We start from the raw sequence: 19,332 nt of genomic DNA, 5'->3' as shown, positions 1-19,332 counted from the left end.
GCCCATTTTCGCCCGCGGCAGCGAAGGGGCGATCAGAAGACCGACAACCCGGTGCGCGCAACGAAGAGTTCCAGCGCCTTCATGCCAAGCAGCGAGTTGCCCGTGGCGTCCAGCGCGGGCGACCACACGCACAGCGTGAGTTGGTCGGGCACCACGGCCACGATGCCGCCGCCCACGCCGCTCTTGCACGGGAGGCCAATCGAAAACGCGACGTCGCCCGCGGCGTCGTAGGTTCCGCAGGTGAGCATCAGCGAGTTGATGCGCCGCGTTTGCCGCTCGCCGGTGACCTCGGCCTCGCCGTCGATCGGGTGCGCGCCATCGCGGCACAAAAAGGCGGCCGCCCGTGCAAGCTGGCGGCAGTTCATTCGCAGCGCGCACTGGTGAAAGTAGGTGTCGAGCACGTCGACCACGTCGTTGTCGATCTTGCCGAAGCTCTTCATGAAGTTGGCGAGCGCGATGTTGCGAAAGCCCGTGGCGGCTTCGGACCGTGCCACCTCGTCGTCGAACGAAATCGGCTCGCCGCACAGGCTGCCCATCAACGCAAGAATGTCGGCCTTGGCGCTGCCGCCCGCGGCAAGCGCCTGGCTCACGAGGCGGTCGGCCACGGCAATGGCGCCTGCATTGATGAAGGGGTTGCGCGGCTTGCCGTGCTCGTTTTCCAGCTGCACCAAAGAGTTGAACGGGTTGCCCGAAGGCTCGCGGCCGATGCGCTCCCACAGCGCGTCGCCCATGCGCTGCATGGCGAGCGTGAGCGTGAAGAGCTTGGACACGCTCTGGATCGAGAACGGCGTTTCGGCATCGCCGGCAAAAGCCTCGGCGCCCTGGCAGGTGCGCAGTGCAATGCCGAGTTGGCGCGGATCGATGCATGCCAGCGCCGGTATGTAGCTGGCCACCGTGCCGGCCGTGCCCAGCAATGGGCGCAGGGTGGCGACGATCTCGTCGAGCACCGGCTGAAAACCTGCGTCTTTCATGGGCGGCCCCTCCGCCGGTTGACCATCACGATGCCGAGGCCGACACCCACCAGCGCCACCATGAGCTGCAGCGTGAGCGGTTCGCTGAGCAGCACCACGCCAAACACCAGCGCAAACAGCGGCGTCAAGAAACTGAACGACGACATCTGCGTGGCGGGATAGTGCCGCAGCAGCCACATCCAGGTGAGATAGCTCGCAAAGGCACCGATCACGGTCTGCAGGCCGATCGATGTCCACGCCCATGCCGAATACGAGAAGCCCCACTTTTCGCCCAGCACCAGCGAGATCACCGGGCACACCGCCGCCGTTACTCCCACCTGATAGAACAAGGCCTTCTCGGCGCTCGCGGTGGCCAGCCGCGTGGTGCGCAGTGCCAGCGTGGTCAGGCCCCAGAGCATGCCGCCCAAGAGCCCCATGGCATCGCCGAGCAACTGGTTGGAACTCGAATGCCCGAAGCCCTCGCTGAACGCGAACACCACGGCAGCGAATGCGATGACCAGACCGACCCATTGCAGGCCCCGCAGGCGTTCGGCCGGCACCCAGCGCGGCAGCAGCAGCGACACCCAGAACGGCGCGGTGTACAGGAACACCGTGAGCCGGGAGGCCGAGGTGTGCTGCAGGCCCAGGTAGATGCACGCGAACTCCCCCGCGAACAGCAGCCCCACCAGCAGGCCGCCCGGCAATGTGCCGTCCCGCTCGAAAAGCGGTACGCGGCGCGATACGCACCACAGCCACAGCAGCACGACGGCGCCCGCCATGCGGATGGAAGCCTGCCAGAGCGGCGGCACCTCGGTGACTGTGGTCTTGATGAGAATCTGCTGCAGCCCCCAGAACGCGCAGCATGCGATGAGAAGGCCGATGGCGAGGGAGTCGAGGTGGGTCTTGCGCTGGATCATTCGTCTCGTTGCTGTCTTTGTTGTCGCTTGTATTGCCGCCAATGGTCTGCTCACTGGCCGGACGTCGGGTAGGGCGGTTTGCCCCGGGTGCCGATCATCAGGTCTGGCACCACGGTTTCAACATCGGCCACCGCGCGTGCGGCGTGTTCGAGCTTGCGGGCCAATGCATTCGAGGGCACGCAGCCCTGCAGGTAGACCCAGCGGCGCTGGATGACCACCCAAACGCTGCTCTTCTGCACGCCCGGCACGGCCAGCAGCGCGGCGCGCACCTTGGGCGCGAGCGGCTTGTCATAGCGGTAGGCGTTGCTGTCGGTGCACTTGCCGGCCAGCCAGCAGCTGGTGCCGCGCTCCAGCCGCGAATGGGTCTGGGCACGCCGTTCCTCCGCGGTATAGAAGGGGCCTTGTGGCATGGCGCAGGCGGCGAGGCCGGCGGAAACACGAAAGAACGGGTCGTCGAACCAGTTCTGCTTGAGCGGTGCCCCCGTATCCTGCGCTGCCGCGGCCTGGGTGGCCAGCAGCAGCACGGGCATGAGGGCGGCAGCACGGCTCACAAGGGATGTTCCGTGTAGAACCGCCCGCCGTGAAACAGCAGCGGCGAGGCGCCGGCGTTGTGCGTGCATCGCTCCACTTCGCCGACGAAGATCACATGGTCGCCTTCGTCGTAGCGGCTACGGTTGAAGCACTCGAAGCTCGCCGCCGCGCCCGCCAGCACCGGCGCACCGCCAAGGCCTTCGGTAAACGCAACATCGGCCCAGCGGTCGATGTTCTTGGTGGCAAAGCGCTCGGCCAATTGCTTCTGGTTGGCCGCCAGGATGTTGATGGCGTAGTGCGAGCCGGCGCTGAGCGCCGGCATCGAGCCAGCGGCGCGCGCCAGGCTCCACAGCACCAGCGGAGGCGCAAGCGATACCGAGTTGAACGAATTCGCCGTGAGGCCGACCAGCACGCCGTCGGCCGAACGCGCGGTGACGATGGTCACGCCCGTGGCGAACATGCCGAGCGCGCTGCGGAATTCGTCGGTCGAGAAGGAAGGCGGTTGCGCCTGGGCGGGAGCGTTCACGGAAAAGCCAGAGAGTGCGCAGGATGACGCCGCTCTATTCTGGCCGAAGGCCGCGAGGGCCGCCGACCGGCGCCTTTCGGATGCGCTTGATCTTATTGATGATCAGATTCGTCTTTTGATCACCAAGAGCCTTACTCTCTGAAACGCATAGGGAAAGCTCTTATGTTTTCTTGTTAACTTAACACTGATAAGATTAATTCGCGCCCCACCGCGGCCCGGGGCGAGCCAGAAAAAGGAGACGACATGCTCGGACGACAACTCTCTCGGTTCCTGCGGCAGTGGGCGCCGTTCGCCATGCTCGCGCTCTTCAGCGCCGCCGCTTCGGCAGCCGGCGCCTACCCGGACCGGCCGATCCGGCTGGTTGTGCCCTACACCCCGGGGGGCATCAGCGACGTGCTGGCGCGGGCGCTGGCCGAGCGCATGCGCAAGGACCTGGGCCAGCCCGTGATCGTGGACAACAAGCCGGGCGCCAACACCGCGCTGGGTGCGCGCCTGGTGGCTTCCGCCGAGCCCGACGGCTACACGGTGCTGTTTGCCACCGGAGCGACTGCGGTGCTCAATCCGCTGCTCTACCCCAAGCTGTCTTACAACCCCGAGAAGGAACTGCAGCCCGTAGCGCGCGTCGCGGTCACGCCGATGGTGATGCTGGTCGGCAACAGCTCGCCGCACCGCACGCTGCGCGACCTGGTTGCCGAAGCGAAGGCGAATCCGGGCAAGCTCAATTACGCATCCACCGGCACCGGCAGTTCGTTGCACCTGGCCGTCGAACTGCTGCAAAGCGCCACCGGTGTTTCGCTGGTGCATGTGCCCTACAACGGCAGCGCACCCGCCCAGGCCGCACTGATGGCCGGCGACATCCAGTTCTTTGCCGACTCCACGGGCAGCGCGATGGGCCTGGTGCGCGGCGGCAAGCTGCGCCCGCTGGCGGTTACCAGCCGCGAGCGGCTGCCGGCCTTGCCCGAGGTGCCGACGGTCGCGGAGAGCGGCTACCCCGACTACGAGGTCACGACGTGGTTCGGCCTCATGCTGCCCCGCAACGCGCCGCCCGACGTGGTGAGCCGGCTGAACGCCTCTGTGGGGCACGCGGTGGTGGACCGCAGCTTCCGCGACCAGTTCGAGGCGCTCGGGCTGGTGGTGCCGCCGGCGCTGACGGCGGCCGAGTTCAACACCTACATCGGCCGCGAGCGCGAGCGCTGGGCGCCGCTGATCCGTGCCAAGCACATCGTTCTCGAGTAAGTCTCACTGAAAGTCATTGCATGTTCGAAGCCAATCTTTTGCGCGGCAAGCGCATCCTCGTGACCGGCGGCGGCTCGGGCCTCGGCCGCGAGATTGCCGAGCGTTACCTGCAACTGGGTGCCGAGGTCCACATCTGCGGCCGCCGCCAGCAGATGCTCGACGCCACCGCCGCCGAGCTGACCGAGCGCCACGGCGGCGTGGTGCGCGCGCATGCGGTGGACATCCGCCATGCCGACGCGGTGGATGCGATGGTCGAGCGCATCTGGGCCGAGCACGGTCCGCTCGACGGGCTGGTCAACAACGCGGCCGGCAACTTCGTCAGCCGCACGCAGGACGTATCTCCGCGCGGCTTCGACGCAGTGGCCAACATCGTGCTGCACGGCACCTACTACGTCACCCACCATGTCGGGCGGCGCTGGATCGCCACCGGCCACAAGGGCTCGGTGATCTCCATCGTCGTGACCTGGGTGCGCACCGGCGCGCCTTTCGTGGTGCCCTCGGCCATGAGCAAGGCCGGCGTGGACGTGATGACCAAGTCGCTCGCCATCGAGTGGGGCCGCTACGGCATCCGGCTGAACGCCATCGCGCCGGGCATCTTTCCGACCGAAGGCGCGAACAGCCGGCTCAGCCCCAAGGCGGCCTGGGAAGACGGCGCGGTACGCAACCCGATGAACCGCCTGGGCCGCATGCCCGAGCTGCAGAACCTGGCGGTGTTCCTGATGGCGGACGGCGTCGAGTGGATCACCGGCGAGACCATTGCCATCGACGGCGCAGGGCATCGGCAGAACGGCGCCTCGTTCACCGAACTGGCCGATCTGGACGACGAGGCCTGGCGCGGCATGCGCGAGGCGATACGGGGGCAGGACGCACGCGACCGGGCGCTGCGCGAAGTGGTTTCGGAACCCGGCGGGCCGGTTGCCGCACCGCGAGACGATTCATGAGGATCGACCGGATCGTCGACGAAGTGGCCGCAGCAGGCCGCGGTGGCCACGCCGCGCTGGTGCTGGAGGAAGGGCGCGCGCTGTCGTATGGGCAACTGGCTGCGCGCATCGAAGAAGCGGCGGCCGTGCTTGCCGAGGCCGGCCTCGCGCCGGGCCAGCGCATGGTGCTGGTGGGCGAGAACAGCGAGGACATGGTGGTGCTGCTGCTCGGCGCCATCCGCGCCGGCGGCTGGGCGGTGCCGCTCAATGCCCGCATGTCGGGCGGCGAGATCGATGCGATCTGCGCGCACTGCGAACCCCGGCTCGTGTACTTCGCGGCCGGCGCCTCGGGCGAGGCGCTGGCCCACGCCGAACGCCGTAGTGCCGGCGGCGTGCTCGCCTGCACGCCGGGCGGGCGCCTGCAGCGCTGCGAAGGACCGGGCACGGAGCCCGAAGATGAGTCCGGCGAGGTCGCGCTGATGATCTACACATCGGGCAGCACCGGCCTGCCCAAGGGCGTGATGCTGACCCACGCCAATCTCGACTTCGTCACCCGCGCCTCGATGGTGCAGCAGGTGCTGCTGCCGGAGGACGTGATCTTTCACGCGCTGCCGATCTCGCATTCGTTCGGGCTGATCTCCGCGCTGCTCTGCGGGCTGCGCGCCGGCGCCACGCTGCACCTGGTGGGCCGTTTTTCGGCGGGGCTGCTGGCCGAGGCCATCACCAGCGGACAGGTGACGGTGTTCCAGGGCGTGCCCGCGATGTACGCGCGGCTCCATGAATGGTCGCAGCAGCAGGGCCGCCCGCTGACCCCCAACCGGCTGCGCATGGCCTACATCGGCGGTTCGCTGGTCGACGCCACGCGCAAGGCGCAGACCGAGGCATTGCTCGGCCTGCCGCTGCACCACGGCTACGGCCTGACCGAGTCGGCGCCCGCGGCAACCCGCACCTTCGGCCATCCGCCGCCTGCGGACGTGACCGCAGGCTGGCCGATTCCGGGCCTGGAGGTGATGCTCGCAGATGCAGACGGACGGCCGGTTGCGCGCGGCGAGCGGGGCGAGGTCCTGATCCGCGGACCCAACGTGATGAAGGGCTACTTTCGCGACCCGGTGCAAACGCGCGCGGCCGTCGATGACGAGGGATGGCTGCACACGGGCGACATCGGCATCTTCGGCCCGGCGGGCGATCTTTCCATCGTCGGCCGCAGCAAGGAGATGATCATCCGCGGCGGCTTCAACGTGTACCCGGCAGAGGTGGAGAAGGCGATTGCCGCCTTCGCGGAAGTGGCGCAATGTGCGGTAGTCGGGCGCAGCGTGTCGGACGACGAGGAGATCGTCGCCTTCGTCGAGCCGCTGCAGGGCCGCAGCATCGACACCGCGCGGCTCAGCGACTTTCTGCGCGAACGCCTGGCGCCGTACAAGGTGCCGGCTGAGGTGCATGTAATGGCCCAACTGCCCGCCAGCCCCACCGGCAAGCTGCTCAAGGCGCAGCTGAAGGCGATGGCGCAAGCCGCGCCGGCACGGGTGCGGCCGTCGCTCGACCGGCTGCTCGCGCCGCGCTCGGTGGCGGTGGTCGGCGCGTCCGACAACCCGCACAAGGTCGGCGGCCGGCCGATCCGCTATCTGCTGGAGCAGGGTTTCGGCGGCCGCATCTATCCGGTTCATCCGCGCGCCGGCGAGGTGCAGGGCCTGCAGGCCTATGCGGCGCTCGACCAGTTGCCCGAGGTGCCCGATGCGGTGGTGCTGTGCATCGGCGCCGATCAGGCGGAGCAACAGCTTGCGGAGTGCGCGCGGCTGGGTGTGGGGCATGCGCTGCTGTTCGCATCGGGCTATGCGGAGGTCGGTGCCGAGGGCCGTGCCCGGCAGGAAGCCCTGGCCGGCATCGCCCGGGCCGGCGGTGTGCGCCTGGTGGGGCCCAACAGCATCGGTGTCGCCAGCTTCGACGGCGGCGCGGTGCTCTCCTTCGCCTCGATCTACAGCGACCATGCGCCGCTCGACGGGCCGGTGGCCATCGTCTCGCAAAGCGGCGCCTTCGGTGTCTCCGCCTACGCGCTGCTGCGCGAAGCGGGCTGGGGCGTGCGCTGCGTGGCCGCCACCGGCAACGAGGCCGATGTGGACACGGCGGACCTGGTCGATGCACTGGCGCGGCGCCCGGGTGTTCGGCTGGTGCTGCTCTATGTCGAGCACGTGCCCGATCCGGCGCGCATGGCCGCGGCGCTCGAAACGGCGCGCCAGCGCGGCGTGGCGGTGCTGGCGGTGCGCTCCGGGCGTTCGGCGCACGGCAGGCGTTCGGCCGATCTGCATACAGGCTCGGCGGGGGCGGCAGGCGACGGGCTCGACGACCTCTTCGAGTCGCACGGCTGCCGTACCGTGGGCGGGCTGGTCGAGCTTGTCGGCGCCGTGCCGCTGTACCTAGGGCCGGCGGCCGATGCCGGCGGCGCGGGCGGGGTGCCGCGGCTCGCGGTTGTCAGCAACTCCGGTGCGTCGTGCGTGCTGGCGGCCGACGAGGCGCAGGCGCGCGGGCTGCCGCTGGCGCGGCTGTCGGCGGACGCGGAGCAGCGCCTGGCCGAACTGCTGCCCAATTTTTCGCTCAACCGCAATCCGGTCGACCTGACGGCGATGCTCTTGGCCGAACCGGCATTGCTCGGCGCGGTGATGCAGGTGGTGCTGCAGGACGCGGCCGTGGACGCCGCTGTGCTGGGCTTGCTGGCGGTGGGCGGACCAAGCTACGACCTCGCGCGCTTCGTGCGCGAAAGCCGGGCGGTGGTGGACAGCGCGGGCAAGCCGCTCGCCGTCTACAGCCCCCATGCGCACGTACGGGCGGCCTTCGCCCAGGCCGGCTTCGCAGTGTTTGCGGGCGAGGCCGAGGCCATGCAGGCGTTGCAGGCCTTTGCGCTGCACCGCGGCGCTTCGGCCACGAGCCCAACGGCGCCCGCTGTTTTCCCCTTCGATCTTCCGGAACCCCAGCATGCGTGATGCCGCCATCGTTTCCTACGCCCGCACGCCGATCGGCAAAGCCTTTCGAGGCACGCTCAACCTGACGCATGGCGCCACGCTCGGCGCGCACGTGGTGCGGCATGCAGTGGCGCGTGCCGGCATTCCCGCCGACGAGGTGGAAGACGTGATCCTCGGCTGCGCCTTTCCCGAAGGCGCCAACGGCTTCAACGTCGGGCGCATCTCGGCCCTTGCGGCGGGACTGCCCGAGAGCGTGCCGGGCATGACGGTCAACCGCTACTGCTCGTCGGGCCTGCAGAGCATCGCGATCGCAGCGCACGCGGTGCGGGCGGGCAGCCTGCAGGTGGCGGTGGCCGGCGGCACCGAATCGGTCAGCTGCGTGCGCGAGCACACCAACCAGTTCATGCGAGAGGAGCCCTGGCTGGCCGCGCACGCGCCGCAGGTCTACATGCCGATGCTAGAGACCGCCGAGGTGGTGCAGCGGCGCTACGGCATCTCGCGCGAGCGGCAGGATGCGTATGCGGCGCTGAGCCAGCAGCGCCAGGCAGAGGCAGAAGCGGCGGGCCGCTTCGACGCCGAGATCGTGCCGATCCACACTACTGTGCGCCGCCACGAGCGCGATGGCACCACGCGCGACGAGGCCGCCACGCTGGCGCGCGACGAAGGCCCGCGCGCCGGCACCAGCGCCGCAACGCTGGCGGGGTTGAAGTCGGTGCTTGAAAACGGCACCGTGACGGCGGGCAACGCCAGCCAGCTGTCGGACGGCGCAGCCGCCTGCGTGGTGATGGACGCGGACCTGGCAGCGCGGCGCGGGCTTGCGGTGCTGGGCTGGTTCCGCGGCTTTGCGGTGGCCGGCTGCGCACCCGACGAAATGGGCATCGGTCCGGTCTTTGCGGTGCCCAGGCTGCTGCGGCAGGCGGGTCTCTCGGTGGACGACATCGGCCTCTGGGAGCTCAACGAAGCCTTCGCGGTGCAGGTGCTCCATTGCGCCGACCGGCTCGGCATTCCGATGGAACGCATGAATGTGAACGGTGGCGCCATCGCCATCGGCCATCCCTTCGGCATGTCGGGTGCCCGCATGGCCGGCCATGCGCTGCACGAGGGGCGCCGTCGCGGCGTGAAGTACGTGGTGGCGACGATGTGCGTCGGGGGCGGCATGGGTGCCGCCGGCCTGTTCGAGGTGGCTCCGGCCTAGGCTGCCGCTGGCTGGTAGTCCAGCCCCGCGATGAAGATCGAGAACACGTCGTGGCCGATCTTCATCGGGTCCTTGCCGACGATGTCCCAGGCGTTCTGGCGGTCGACCATCACAGTGGCCAGGCCATGGCAGGCGGTCCAGGCCGCAAGCGCCGCCGGCCGCACGCGGGCGAGCGGCACGTTGCGGTGGCTCAGGTAGTCGCCCACGCAGGTTTCCAGGATGCCGTAGGAGCGCGTGGCGGCCTGCTCCAGGTCTGGGAACTGCAGCTTCTGCGGAATGGCCGGGCCGTACATCACCTGGAACAGCGCAGGCCGCTCGAGCGAGAACTGCAGGTGCGCGAGCATCACGCTGAGCAGCCGTTCACGCGGATCGTGCAGGCTGCGCAGGGCGCGGATGCGCTGGTCGAACATCATGCGAAAACCCTGCGCTGCAATGGCCGCGAGGTAGCCCGACTTGCCCTCGAAGTGGTGCAGCGGCGCGGTCTGCGACACGCCGACGTCGCGCGCCGCCTGGCGCAGGCTCAGCGCGGCAAGGCCCTGCGCATCGAGGATCTCGATGCCGCGCATCACCAGTGCATCGCGCAGGTTGCCGTGGTGATAGGTCGAACGCTTGGCCTCGGTGCCCTCTACCGGCGCACCTGCGCCGGATGCCGCCGGGTCGGCGGACGATTCGGCGGGCGACCTTGACGCGGAGGTTTTCTTCATAGGCCTGCGAGCTTAAACCGGCAGCATCGCGCGCCGCCGCTCAGCCGAAGAACCAGTAGCAGACCGAGACGGCCGCCACCACGCCCGCGAGCTCGGCCAGAAGCGCACAGGCCACGGCATGGCGCGCCCGCTGGATGCCCACGGCGCCGAAGTACACGGCCAATACGTAGAAGGTGGTCTCGGTGCTGCCCTGGATGGTGGCGGCCACGAGCGCGGGAAAGCTGTCCACGCCTTGTGTCTTCATGGTTTCGATGAGCATTGCGCGCGCCGCGCTGCCGGAGAATGGCTTGACCAGCGCAGTGGGCATGGCGTCGACAAAGCGCGAATCCCAGCCGCCCATATCGACCAGCCAGCGCAGCCCGCCAAGCACGAAGTCGAGTGCGCCCGAGGCGCGCAGCACACCCACCGCGCACAGCATGGCCACCAGGTAGGGCAGCAGGTTCTTCGCAATGTCGAAGCCTTCCTTTGCGCCTTCCACAAAGCATTCGTATACCTTGATGCGGCGGATGGCCCCGGCCAGCAAGAAGAAGATGATCACGCTGAACAGCGCAAGGTTGCCCATGAGCGACGAGAGCGACGCAATGGCCGCCGCCGACAGGGTGCCCAAGAGCGCCATGAAGCCGCCGAGCAGCAGCGCGCCCGGCACCAGGTAGGCCAGCACCACAGGGTCCCACAGCCGCAGGCGCTGCGCCACGGCCACCGAGAGCAGGCCCACCAGCGTCGATGCGCTGGTGGCCAGCAGGATGGGCAGGAACACCATCGTCGGATCGCTCGCGCCCTGCTGCGCGCGGTACATGAAGATGGTCACCGGCAACAGCGTGAGCGACGACGCGTTGAGCACCAGGAAAAGGATCTGTGCGTTGGTGGCCGTGACCGGGTCGGGGTTCAGGCGCTGCAGTTCGCGCATGGCCTTGAGGCCGATGGGCGTGGCTGCGTTGTCCAGGCCGAGCGCGTTGGCCGCAAAGTTCATCGTGATGAGCCCCAGTGCCGGATGGCCCGCGGGCACGCCCGGCATCAGCCGCCGGAACAGCGGCCCCAGCAGGCGCGCGAGCCAGCCCACCAGCCCCGCCGCCTCGGCAATGCGCAAGAAGCCGAGCCACAGCGTGAGCGTGCCGAACAGCAGCACCATCACCTCGACTGCGAGCCGCGCCATGGCGAACAGGCTTTCGACGATGGCCGCAAAGACGGCCGGGTCGCCGCCCACGAGCCAGCGCCCGAGCGCCGCCAGCATCGCCAATCCGAAGAAACCCAGCCACAAGCCGTTGAGCACGCGTGTTCTTTCCCTTTTTTGTGGCGCCGATCATAGGCCTCGCCTGCGTGCGGTCGGGGCCACACGGGCCACACGGGCTACAGTGCGGGCCATGACGGCCACTTCGCTGATCCGCAAGCTCGCGGCCCTGGTGTGGGTTGCCATGGCCTCGGCATGGCTGGCGGGCTGTGCGGGCTTGCCGCCGCCGCAGCCGCGCACGCCGAGTGCGGCGGTTACCGACGTGGCCGGCACCGCACTCGGCCAGCTGGTGCCGCCGGCCCCGCCCGGTGGGGCGGCATCGGTGTCGGGCTTTCGGCTGCTGCCGGAAGCGGCCTTTGCCTTCGACGCCCGCATTTCGCTCGCGCGGCACGCCGAGAAGTCGCTCGACGTGCAGTACTACCTGATCCAGAACGACGACGTTGGCCTTCTGCTGCTGCGCGAACTGCGCGATGCGGCGTCGCGCGGCGTTCGGGTGCGGCTTTTGATGGACGACCTCTACACGACCGGCGAGGACGAGGTGTTCGCTACGCTCTCGGCGTTTCCGAATGTCGAGGTGCGGCTTTTCAACCCGCTGCCTTCGCGGGCCGGCTCGCTTGCGCTGCGGCTCCTGTTCTCGGCCTCGGATTTCGGCCGCATCAACCACCGCATGCACAACAAGCTGCTGGTGGCCGACAACAGCTTTGCCGTTTCGGGCGGGCGCAACATTGCCAACGAATACTTCATGCGCGGCACGGCGGCAAACTTCATCGACATGGACGTGCTCTCCAGCGGGCCGGTGGTGCGCCAGATGTCCGAAGGCTTCGACCGCTACTGGAACAGCGACCATGCGTGGCCCATCGAACGCATCGCGCCGCTGCGCATGACGGTGGACGAGGCGCAGAAGCGCTTCGATGCCATTGCCAGCAAGGCGCAGCCCGATGTGCCGATTCGCCAGCGCGACGTGATGGACAGGTCGCCGGTGGGCGAGCAGCTCACCACCGGCAAGATCGACCTGCGCTGGGCGCCGTTCACGCTCTTTGTGGACGACCCCGCCAAGATCACGCGCGCGGCCGTGGCGGCCTACGCGGGCAGCGTGAACGAGGGTGCGCTGGGCGTCATCAATTCGGCCACGCATGAGGTCAAGATTGCATCGCCGTACTTCATTCCAGGGCCGCGCGGCATGGCCATGATGAAGGCGGCCATCGCGCGGGGAGGGCAGATCACCGTGGTGACCAACTCGCTGGGCGCTACCGACGAGCCGCTGGCCTACGCCGGCTACGAACGCTATCGCGCCGACATGCTGAAGATCGGCGTCAACATCTACGAGATTGCGCCGATGCTCACCGCGCGTTCGACGCACTTCGGCAATTTTGGCCAGTCGATCAGCCGCCTGCACGCCAAGATCGCGGTGATCGACGACCAGCGTTTTTTCATCGGTTCGATGAACCTCGATCACCGCTCCGCAGCGGTCAATACCGAGATGGGGCTCGTGATCGACAGCCCGGAACTGGTGGCCGACTACGAAAAGCTCTTGAGTGGCGGGCGCGTGAGCCTGGGCTACCGGCTGCGGATCGGGCCCAATGGCCGCCGCGTGCAATGGCTGGAATACGACGACGCCGGCGGCGACATCGTCCACGAGGACGAGCCCGGCGAGTTTCTCTGGCTGCGTTTCAAGAACTGGCTGCTGCTGCCGGTCGTCGGTGAAGAGCTGCTGTAGCCCTGGGCCCGGTTCAGGCGACTTCGATCAGCAGGTTTGGCCGAAAGCCTTCCTGTTCGCCCTTGCCCTTGTAGCCGAGCGGATTGGCGACCACGCGGCAGCCGTCCTTCGCGTAGTCGAACGGGCAGTGAAGGTGGCCGTGCAGCCACAGCTGGGCGCGGGGAAGCAGCGCATCGAGTGAATTGCAGAAACCGGCGGTGCCCGGCGTAAGGCCGTAGCGCGGATCGGCGCTCGCAAGGCTGGGAGCGAAATGCGTGATGGCGACCGTGGTGCCGTCGAAGGGCTCGGCCAGCGCCTGCTCGAGCCAGGCTTGGCACAGCAGCGCCTGTTCCCGCATGGCGCCAGCCATGAACGGCTGGCCGCGACGCACCGTGGCGGCCTTCTCCAGGTAGAAGTCGGCCGCCCGCATTGCCTTGCCGCGCTTCTTGAGTGCGTCCGCAAGGCCGTCGGTGGGCTCCACCAGCGCGTCGAAGTCGGCCCAGAGGGTGGTGCCGACAAAGCGGATGCCGCCGAGGACGGCCGTCTCGCGCTCGAGCCACAGGATGTCGAGCTCCTTGCACAGCGCGCGCAGGCGCTCGTGGGTTGCGTCGAAATCGGTGTTGTCGTACTCGTGGTTGCCCGGCACGTAGATCACCGGCACCGGCCAGCCGTTGCGGGGGGAAAAGCGGCCAAGGCCGAAGTCGGGGTCCGTCAGGCGGGAGCCTTCCTGGTAGGAGCCGATGTCGCCCGCCAGCACCAGCATGTCTGCGCCAGGCACCGGCTCGGCGTGAAAGCGGGGGTGGGACTCCAGGTGCAGGTCGGAGAGCAGTTGCAGCTTCATCCTGCCCAGTCTAGGGCAGGCCCTCGGGAATCAACCCATGCATAAAGCGCATGAAGTGGGGCTTTCAATATTAGGGATAACCCCTATTCTTGGAACATCAACCACTCCAGCGCAGCCAAGAGCAGCGCACTGTCATGTTCAGCCTCATTGCCCAAGTGGCCCGTTTCTTCAGTTCTTCCAATGCCAACGCTTCGGTCAGCCACGCCGCTGCGCTGATGGAAAGCGCCGACGCCCGTGCCGGCCTCGACGCCCACCAGGCACAAGAGCTGCGTGTTGCAGCCAGCGCCTGGCTCTCCGTCGTTCGCTAAGAAGATCCGCGGAGGGTCACCCGGGCACTTTCTGCCCGAGGACCGAATCCGCAAAAGCCGCCGCCGCGGAGCGCAACAGCGCGGTACGCAGCCATTCGTGCGAATGCAGGTGCTGTGCGCGCCGATGCCAGATGGCGTCGACGTGCACCATCGGCTGGTCGAAGGGCAGGTCGCGCAGCACCAGCTGGTCGTCGATGCCGGTCACGGTCACAAAATGCCGCGGCAGCACCGTGAGCAGGTCTGAATTGGCGACCACGCGCCCTGCCGTGAAAAACTGGTTCACGGTCACCACGATGCGCCGCTCGCGGCCCATGGCGCCCAGCGTCTGGTCGATAAAGCCGTACGGGCGGCCTGAAAAGCTCACCAGCAGATGCCGCGCGGCGCAGTAGTCGTCCAGCGTGAGCGGTGCATTCGCCAGCGGATGGCCGCGCCGCATCACGCAAACGTACTGGCCCAGGTAGAGCCGCTGGGTCTCGAACGCCACCCCCACGCCCGATTGTCCGCGTGCCGCCAGGCTGGCGATCACGGCCGGAAAGTAGCCGATCGCCATGTCGACTTCTTCCTGCTCGAGCATGCGCCGCGGATCGCGGGTTGTAAGTGGCAGAACGCGTAGCGAGATAGCGGGCGCTTCCTTCTCCACGATCTGCACCAGCCCTGGAATGAGCTCGGCGGCCGTGGCGTCGGCCATGGCCAGCAGAAAAGTGGTGTCCGCAATCCCGGCGTCGAACTCGCCCGGCGCCAGGGTGTGCTGCAGCTGCCGCAGCGCCTCCCGCACGGTGGGCCAAAGCGCCAGCGCGCGCGGCGTGGGCTCCACGCCCGCGCCGGCCCGCATGACCAGCTCGTCGCCCAGCACATCGCGCAGGCGGCGCAGCGCGTTGCTCACCGCCGGCTGTGTGATCGAGAGGTTGCGCGCCGCCCGGGTCAGGTTGCGCTCCGCCATGACCTCGTCGAAAACGCGCAGGAGGTTGAGGTCGAGTGTGCGAAAGTTGACGTCCATCAGTGTTGTGAATGATAAGCATCAGAAAGATAAAGTGGCGTAACACTAGGGCAAACCCTAATATCTACCCCATCGGCACTCAGCCACTTATCCCTGGAGGGATTCCATCATGACCAGCTTTGTCCACGTTGACCAACCCACTTCCCATCCCGGCGTTGAACGCGCCGAGATTCTCTTCGGCCAGATCAAGGCCGCCCGCGCCGGCGCAAACGGTTCGCGCCCGCTGATCGCCCTGCTCGTCGTCGCCGTGATCGCGGCGGTGCTGGTGGTGGGCGACAAGCTCGTTTCCACCTGGGACGAAGGCGCTCTGCTCGCCGCCTGGGCCGTGCTCTGCGGCGCTGTTTTTGCCGGCATCGCTCTCTTTGCCAGCTCGCTGCGCGCACCGGCCAGCAAGGTTGCAGGCCTTTGGAACGCAGCCGCCCAGCGCCGTGCGGCCAATCGCGCCGACGCCCGCTTTCTTGCCACCGCGCACAGCGACCCGCGCGTGATGCAAGAACTGCAAGCCGCCGTGTGGCGCCAGCAGTCGGAAGGCAAGGCTTCCACCGCCGCCGTTGCCAAGGTAGACGCAGCGGCCCGCAAGGCTGCACGTACCAACGACGCCCGCATGCCGACGCTCTATGAAGCAATGCGCCGCATGAACAGCTCGCGCTACTACTGATCCTTCGATCGCTTCGCTGGCCGAGTCATGAAAAAGCCGCCCTTGGGCGGCTTTTTTTCGTTGGTGCGGCTTGTTCGCGCCGCACGGTGGCAAGCGTCAGGCCGCGAGGCGCTGCTCGATGGCTGCCTTGGTTTCAGGCAGTTCCTTCGGCAGGTGGTGCGCCAGCTGCTCGAACAGCTCGGCGTGCAGCTTCAGCTCGGCCTGCCAGGCAGCCTTGTCGATGTTGGTAACGGTGGCGTACTGCTCGGCGCTGAAATCAAGGCCGGTCCAGTTGAGGTCTTCGTAGCGCGGGCTCACGCCGAAGACATGGTCCACGCCCTCGGCCTTGCCTTCGATGCGGTCGATGATCCACTTGAGCACGCGCATGTTCTCGCCGTAGCCCGGCCACACGAACTTGCCGTCCGGGCCCTTGCGGAACCAGTTGGTCGTGTAGATCTTCGGCTGCTTGGCGCCCGATGCTTCCAGCTTCTTGCCCAGGTCGAGCCAGTGCTGGAAGTAGTCGCTCATGTTGTAGCCCATGAAGGCCAGCATTGCGAACGGATCGCGGCGCACCACGCCCACCTGGCCGACGATGGCGGCGGTGGTTTCCGAACCCATGGTGGCGGCCATGTAGACGCCTTCGGTCCAGTTGCGGCCCTCGGTCACCAGCGGCACCGTGGTCGAGCGGCGGCCGCCGAAGATGAAAGCGTCGATCGGTACGCCGGCGGGGTCGTCCCAGGCCGGGTCGAGCGCCGGGTTGTTGGTGGCGGCCACGGTAAAGCGGGAGTTCGGGTGCGCGGCCTTGGCGCCGGTTTCCTTGGCGATCTGCGGCGTCCAGTCCTTGCCCTGCCAGTCGATCAGGTGCTCTGGCAGCTTCTTGCCGGGCACGTCGTCTTCCAGGCCTTCCCACCACACATCGCCGTCATCGGTGAGGGCCACGTTGGTGAAGATCACGTCGCGGTCCAGGCTCTTCAGGCAGTTGGGGTTGGTCTTGAGGTTGGTGCCGGGGGCCACGCCAAAGTAGCCGGCTTCGGGGTTGATGGCGTACATGCGGCCATCCTTGCCAGGCTTGATCCAGGCAATGTCGTCGCCGATGGTCGTCACTTGCCAGCCGTCGAAGCCGGCCGGGGGCACCAGCATCGAGAAGTTGGTCTTGCCGCAGGCCGAGGGGAAAGCGGCCGCCACGTGGTACTTCTTGCCCTGGGGCGAGGTCACGCCGAGGATGAGCATGTGCTCGGCGAGCCAGCCCTCGTCGCGGCCCATGGTGGACGCGATGCGCAGCGCAAAGCACTTCTTGCCCAGCAGCGCGTTGCCGCCGTAGCCCGAGCCGTAGCTCCAGATCTCGCGGGTTTCGGGGTAATGAACGATGTACTTCGTCTTGTTGCAGGGCCAGGTCACGTCCTTCTGGCCCGGCTCGAGCGGTGCGCCCACGGTATGCACGCAGGGCACGAACTCGCCATCGGCGCCGAGCACTTCGTACACGGCCTTGCCCATGCGCGTCATGATCTTCATGTTGACCGCCACGTAAGGCGAGTCGGAAAGCTCGATGCCGATGTGCGCAATGGGCGAGCCGAGCGGGCCCATGCTGAACGGCACCACATACATCGTGCGGCCCTTCATGCAGCCGTCGAACAGCGGCTGCAGCGTGGCGCGCATCTCGGCCGGGGCCATCCAGTTGTTGGTGGGGCCGGCGTCTTCCTTCTTTTCGGAGCAGATGAAGGTGCGGTCTTCAACGCGCGCCACGTCGCTCGGGTCGGAAGCCGCGAGGAAGGAGTTGGGGCGCTTGGCCGGGTTGAGCTTCTTGAAGGTACCCGCGTCGACCAGTTTCTGGCACAGGCGGTCGTACTCTTCCTTGCTGCCGTCGCACCAGTAGATGGCCTCGGGTTTGCAGAGCGCGGCCATATCGGCCACCCAGGCAATCAGTTTTGCGTTCTTGACGTATGAGGGTGCCTGAATGGCGAGGCCCTGCATCGTGGGTGCGTTCATCGGAAATCTCCTAAGTTGAAAAATCGTCTTTCCGAACGGGACGCCGCGCCATGGAGGCACGGAGGTCCGTTTGAGAAAACGTTTCGCGTTGGGAGACTGCGTCAACGCGGGCCGCAAAGCCCGCGGACGGAGACGCTAATGCCTGTCAGGCCAAATAGACAGCAATGGATGCAAGCAAAAGCATCAACACGCCGCCGGCCAGCGGCAGGACGAGCGGCATCAGGTGAACGACCGATTCGACGGCGTCTTTTTCAACGGCGGCCGCGTGGTGCGGCTCGACGGGCGTAGGGTTGGACATTGAAAGTACCTCGAATACACAAATACAAAACTGCGGGCATTTTACCGATGGGCCCCGGCCCGGCGGTCTAGGGGGTTGCCAGGGGCCCCTCAGTGCTGCTCTTCGGCCTCGAAGCCTGCGTCGTGAAGCGCACCCAGCACACTGGCCAGGTGGGCCCGTCCGCGGGTCTGCAGCACCAGCTCGATATCGACATTCTGCGCTGCCAGCATGGTAAAGGCGCGTTGATGATGAACCTCATCGACGTTAGCGCCCGCTTCCGCCACAGTGGCCGTAATCTGGGCCAATGAGCCCGGCACATCGCGTGCGCTCACCCGCACGCGCGCCAGCCGGCCGGCCCGCACCATGCCGCGCTCGATGATGGCTGCGAGCAGCAGCGGATCGATGTTTCCGCCCGAAAGCACCAGCCCCACGCGCTTGCCCCTGAAGCGCTCCGGATGGCGGATCAGCGCCGCAAGGCCCGCGGCGCCGGCGCCCTCGACCAGCGTTTTCTCGATTTCGAGCAGCATCAGCACGCCCTGCTCGATGTCGCCCTCGTCGACCAGCAGCAGGTCGTCCACATGTTTGGCGATGATCTCGCGCGTGAGTACGCCCGGCGTGCCAACCGCGATGCCCTCGGCGATGGTGCTCTTGCCCTGCAGGTGCTGCGTGCCCTTGACGGCATTGACCATGCCCGGAAAGCGCGTGGTCTGCACGCCGACAATTTCGATGCCTGGCTTGCGGTCGCGTGCCGCAATGGCCATGCCGGCAATCAGCCCGCCGCCGCCAACCGACACCACCAGCGCGTCGAGATCGGGCACCACGTCGAGCATTTCGAGCGCCACGGTGCCCTGGCCCGCGATGATGGCCTCGTCGTCATAGGGATGGACGAAGGTCAGCCCTTCGCGCTCGGCCAGTTCCAGCGCATGCGCGCGGGCCGCGTCCAGCGTGTCGCCGTGCAGCACCACCTCGGCGCCAAAGCCGCGCGTGCGCTCTATCTTTACGCCGGGCGTGAAGCGCGGCATCACGATCAGCGCGCGAAGGCCGAGCCGCTGCGCGTGATAGGCCACACCCTGGGCATGGTTGCCGGCCGACATGGCGATCACGCCGCGCGCGGTTTCCTTGCCGTCGCCTGCGGGGCCGTTCTCCGAAAGATCGACCAGCTTGTTGCACGCACCGCGTTCCTTGAACGAGGATGTGAACTGCAGGTTCTCGAACTTCAGGTAGACCTGCGCACCCACGATCTCCGAGAGCGTGCGCGACTCGACGCAAGGCGTATTGAGCACCTGACCCTGCAGACGCGCCGCGGCGCGCCGGATTTCTTCGATTCCGACCATGGCGGGCATTGTGGCTGGAATCGCACCATCAGGGTTTTTACCGTTCCTGCGTCTTCCCCAAGCTAAAAGTCTGCGTTATGGTCGCTCCAGGAAAT

Annotated in this window: 18 protein-coding genes; 7 read left to right on the top strand and 11 right to left on the bottom strand. The window is 67.5% G+C overall.

Annotated elements, in window-relative coordinates; all coding sequences use genetic code 11:
• Nucleotides 1–32: 32 nt before the first annotated feature.
• Genes J2X67_RS20080 through J2X67_RS20065 form a run of 4 tightly spaced genes read right to left on the bottom strand, consistent with a single transcriptional unit; the run spans nucleotide 33 to nucleotide 2,858 of the window.
• Nucleotides 33–971 (bottom strand): glutaminase, encoded by a 939-nt coding sequence (locus J2X67_RS20080; RefSeq protein WP_309955769.1) that lies wholly within the window; start codon nucleotides 969–971, stop codon nucleotides 33–35.
• Nucleotides 968–1,867 carry a DMT family transporter gene (locus J2X67_RS20075; protein WP_309955767.1) on the bottom strand — a complete coding sequence of 300 codons (900 nt, stop codon included), beginning with the start codon at nucleotides 1,865–1,867 and terminating at the stop codon, nucleotides 968–970. Before J2X67_RS20075 ends, J2X67_RS20080 begins: the two co-directional genes overlap by 4 nt.
• A 50-nt stretch (nucleotides 1,868–1,917) precedes the next feature.
• Complete coding sequence (locus J2X67_RS20070) at nucleotides 1,918–2,418, bottom strand: BON domain-containing protein (RefSeq protein WP_309955764.1); 501 nt, start codon at nucleotides 2,416–2,418, stop codon at nucleotides 1,918–1,920.
• Complete coding sequence (locus tag J2X67_RS20065) at nucleotides 2,415–2,858, bottom strand: flavin reductase family protein (protein WP_409050527.1); 444 nt, start codon at nucleotides 2,856–2,858, stop codon at nucleotides 2,415–2,417. The genes J2X67_RS20070 and J2X67_RS20065 overlap by 4 nt, the downstream gene beginning before the upstream one ends.
• Before the next feature lie 309 nt (nucleotides 2,859–3,167).
• Here J2X67_RS20065 and J2X67_RS20060 point away from each other — a divergent pair, with 309 nt between their 5' ends.
• Genes J2X67_RS20060 through J2X67_RS20045 form a run of 4 tightly spaced genes read left to right on the top strand, consistent with a single transcriptional unit; the run spans nucleotide 3,168 to nucleotide 9,229 of the window.
• The gene (locus J2X67_RS20060; protein ID WP_309955760.1) at nucleotides 3,168–4,160 is read left to right on the top strand and encodes a tripartite tricarboxylate transporter substrate binding protein; all 993 of its coding nucleotides are present in this window, start codon (nucleotides 3,168–3,170) and stop codon (nucleotides 4,158–4,160) included.
• 20 nt (nucleotides 4,161–4,180) lie between these two features.
• On the top strand, nucleotides 4,181–5,101 hold the full coding sequence (locus J2X67_RS20055) for an SDR family oxidoreductase (protein WP_309955758.1): 921 nt from the start codon (nucleotides 4,181–4,183) through the stop codon (nucleotides 5,099–5,101).
• Nucleotides 5,098–8,055, top strand: a complete 2,958-nt coding sequence (locus tag J2X67_RS20050) for an AMP-binding protein (RefSeq protein WP_309955756.1) — start codon at nucleotides 5,098–5,100, stop codon at nucleotides 8,053–8,055. The genes J2X67_RS20055 and J2X67_RS20050 overlap by 4 nt, the downstream gene beginning before the upstream one ends.
• Nucleotides 8,048–9,229 carry an acetyl-CoA C-acyltransferase gene (locus J2X67_RS20045; protein WP_309955754.1) on the top strand — a complete coding sequence of 394 codons (1,182 nt, stop codon included), beginning with the start codon at nucleotides 8,048–8,050 and terminating at the stop codon, nucleotides 9,227–9,229. The genes J2X67_RS20050 and J2X67_RS20045 overlap by 8 nt, the downstream gene beginning before the upstream one ends.
• Here the strand turns inward: J2X67_RS20045 and J2X67_RS20040 are convergent.
• Nucleotides 9,226–9,933 carry a TetR/AcrR family transcriptional regulator gene (locus J2X67_RS20040; protein WP_309955753.1) on the bottom strand — a complete coding sequence of 236 codons (708 nt, stop codon included), beginning with the start codon at nucleotides 9,931–9,933 and terminating at the stop codon, nucleotides 9,226–9,228. The two genes, J2X67_RS20045 and J2X67_RS20040, sit on opposite strands and share 4 nt — an antisense overlap.
• Before the next feature lie 40 nt (nucleotides 9,934–9,973).
• Nucleotides 9,974–11,203: a nucleoside recognition domain-containing protein gene (locus tag J2X67_RS20035; protein ID WP_309955752.1), complete on the bottom strand. Its 1,230-nt coding sequence runs from the start codon at nucleotides 11,201–11,203 to the stop codon at nucleotides 9,974–9,976.
• A gap of 91 nt (nucleotides 11,204–11,294) precedes the next feature.
• On the opposite strand from J2X67_RS20035, the gene J2X67_RS20030 reads away from it, so the two are divergent.
• Entirely contained in the window at nucleotides 11,295–12,878 is a 1,584-nt protein-coding gene (locus J2X67_RS20030) for a phospholipase D family protein (protein WP_309955750.1), read from the top strand.
• 13 nt (nucleotides 12,879–12,891) lie between these two features.
• Here J2X67_RS20030 and J2X67_RS20025 read toward each other — a convergent pair whose 3' ends face one another.
• Nucleotides 12,892–13,698 carry a metallophosphoesterase gene (locus J2X67_RS20025; protein WP_309955748.1) on the bottom strand — a complete coding sequence of 269 codons (807 nt, stop codon included), beginning with the start codon at nucleotides 13,696–13,698 and terminating at the stop codon, nucleotides 12,892–12,894.
• Between the two features lie 134 nt (nucleotides 13,699–13,832).
• Here J2X67_RS20025 and J2X67_RS20020 point away from each other — a divergent pair, with 134 nt between their 5' ends.
• Nucleotides 13,833–14,006 (top strand): hypothetical protein, encoded by a 174-nt coding sequence (locus J2X67_RS20020; protein ID WP_281149057.1) that lies wholly within the window; start codon nucleotides 13,833–13,835, stop codon nucleotides 14,004–14,006.
• A gap of 16 nt (nucleotides 14,007–14,022) precedes the next feature.
• Here J2X67_RS20020 and J2X67_RS20015 read toward each other — a convergent pair whose 3' ends face one another.
• Complete coding sequence (locus J2X67_RS20015; protein WP_309955746.1) at nucleotides 14,023–15,003, bottom strand: LysR family transcriptional regulator; 981 nt, start codon at nucleotides 15,001–15,003, stop codon at nucleotides 14,023–14,025.
• A gap of 109 nt (nucleotides 15,004–15,112) precedes the next feature.
• Here J2X67_RS20015 and J2X67_RS20010 point away from each other — a divergent pair, with 109 nt between their 5' ends.
• The gene (locus tag J2X67_RS20010; protein ID WP_309955744.1) at nucleotides 15,113–15,661 is read left to right on the top strand and encodes a hypothetical protein; all 549 of its coding nucleotides are present in this window, start codon (nucleotides 15,113–15,115) and stop codon (nucleotides 15,659–15,661) included.
• A gap of 96 nt (nucleotides 15,662–15,757) precedes the next feature.
• Here J2X67_RS20010 and J2X67_RS20005 read toward each other — a convergent pair whose 3' ends face one another.
• The 3 genes from J2X67_RS20005 to J2X67_RS19995 all read right to left on the bottom strand — a co-directional run bounded on the left by J2X67_RS20005 (nucleotide 15,758) and on the right by J2X67_RS19995 (nucleotide 19,237).
• Entirely contained in the window at nucleotides 15,758–17,626 is a 1,869-nt protein-coding gene (locus J2X67_RS20005) for a phosphoenolpyruvate carboxykinase (GTP) (protein ID WP_281149060.1), read from the bottom strand.
• A gap of 145 nt (nucleotides 17,627–17,771) precedes the next feature.
• Entirely contained in the window at nucleotides 17,772–17,924 is a 153-nt protein-coding gene (locus J2X67_RS20000; protein WP_165442056.1) for a hypothetical protein, read from the bottom strand.
• A gap of 89 nt (nucleotides 17,925–18,013) precedes the next feature.
• Nucleotides 18,014–19,237, bottom strand: a complete 1,224-nt coding sequence (locus tag J2X67_RS19995; protein ID WP_309955740.1) for a threonine ammonia-lyase — start codon at nucleotides 19,235–19,237, stop codon at nucleotides 18,014–18,016.
• Nucleotides 19,238–19,332 lie beyond the last annotated feature (95 nt).

Origin of the sequence: Variovorax sp. 3319, assembly GCF_031456585.1 — a bacterium.
Lineage (GTDB): Bacteria > Pseudomonadota > Gammaproteobacteria > Burkholderiales > Burkholderiaceae_C > Variovorax > Variovorax paradoxus_P.
Note: the sequence above shows the minus strand (reverse complement) of the source record. Positions and strands in the feature narration are given on the sequence as shown.

Excerpts from the sequence above, each read along its gene's own strand:
- J2X67_RS20015 (WP_309955746.1), bottom strand. The coding sequence starts at position 15,003 with ATGGACGTCAACTTTCGCACACTCGACCTCAACCTCCTGCGCGTTTTC.
- J2X67_RS20040 (WP_309955753.1), bottom strand. The coding sequence starts at position 9,933 with ATGAAGAAAACCTCCGCGTCAAGGTCGCCCGCCGAATCGTCCGCCGAC.
- J2X67_RS20025 (WP_309955748.1), bottom strand. The coding sequence starts at position 13,698 with ATGAAGCTGCAACTGCTCTCCGACCTGCACCTGGAGTCCCACCCCCGC.
- J2X67_RS20080 (WP_309955769.1), bottom strand. The coding sequence starts at position 971 with ATGAAAGACGCAGGTTTTCAGCCGGTGCTCGACGAGATCGTCGCCACC.
- J2X67_RS20050 (WP_309955756.1), top strand. The coding sequence starts at position 5,098 with ATGAGGATCGACCGGATCGTCGACGAAGTGGCCGCAGCAGGCCGCGGT.
- J2X67_RS20060 (WP_309955760.1), top strand. The coding sequence starts at position 3,168 with ATGCTCGGACGACAACTCTCTCGGTTCCTGCGGCAGTGGGCGCCGTTC.
- J2X67_RS20045 (WP_309955754.1), top strand. The coding sequence starts at position 8,048 with ATGCGTGATGCCGCCATCGTTTCCTACGCCCGCACGCCGATCGGCAAA.
- J2X67_RS20020 (WP_281149057.1), top strand. The coding sequence starts at position 13,833 with ATGTTCAGCCTCATTGCCCAAGTGGCCCGTTTCTTCAGTTCTTCCAAT.
- J2X67_RS19995 (WP_309955740.1), bottom strand. The coding sequence starts at position 19,237 with ATGGTCGGAATCGAAGAAATCCGGCGCGCCGCGGCGCGTCTGCAGGGT.
- J2X67_RS20010 (WP_309955744.1), top strand. The coding sequence starts at position 15,113 with ATGACCAGCTTTGTCCACGTTGACCAACCCACTTCCCATCCCGGCGTT.
- J2X67_RS20055 (WP_309955758.1), top strand. The coding sequence starts at position 4,181 with ATGTTCGAAGCCAATCTTTTGCGCGGCAAGCGCATCCTCGTGACCGGC.
- J2X67_RS20000 (WP_165442056.1), bottom strand. The coding sequence starts at position 17,924 with ATGTCCAACCCTACGCCCGTCGAGCCGCACCACGCGGCCGCCGTTGAA.
- J2X67_RS20075 (WP_309955767.1), bottom strand. The coding sequence starts at position 1,867 with ATGATCCAGCGCAAGACCCACCTCGACTCCCTCGCCATCGGCCTTCTC.
- J2X67_RS20030 (WP_309955750.1), top strand. The coding sequence starts at position 11,295 with ATGACGGCCACTTCGCTGATCCGCAAGCTCGCGGCCCTGGTGTGGGTT.
- J2X67_RS20065 (WP_409050527.1), bottom strand. The coding sequence starts at position 2,858 with ATGTTCGCCACGGGCGTGACCATCGTCACCGCGCGTTCGGCCGACGGC.
- J2X67_RS20005 (WP_281149060.1), bottom strand. The coding sequence starts at position 17,626 with ATGAACGCACCCACGATGCAGGGCCTCGCCATTCAGGCACCCTCATAC.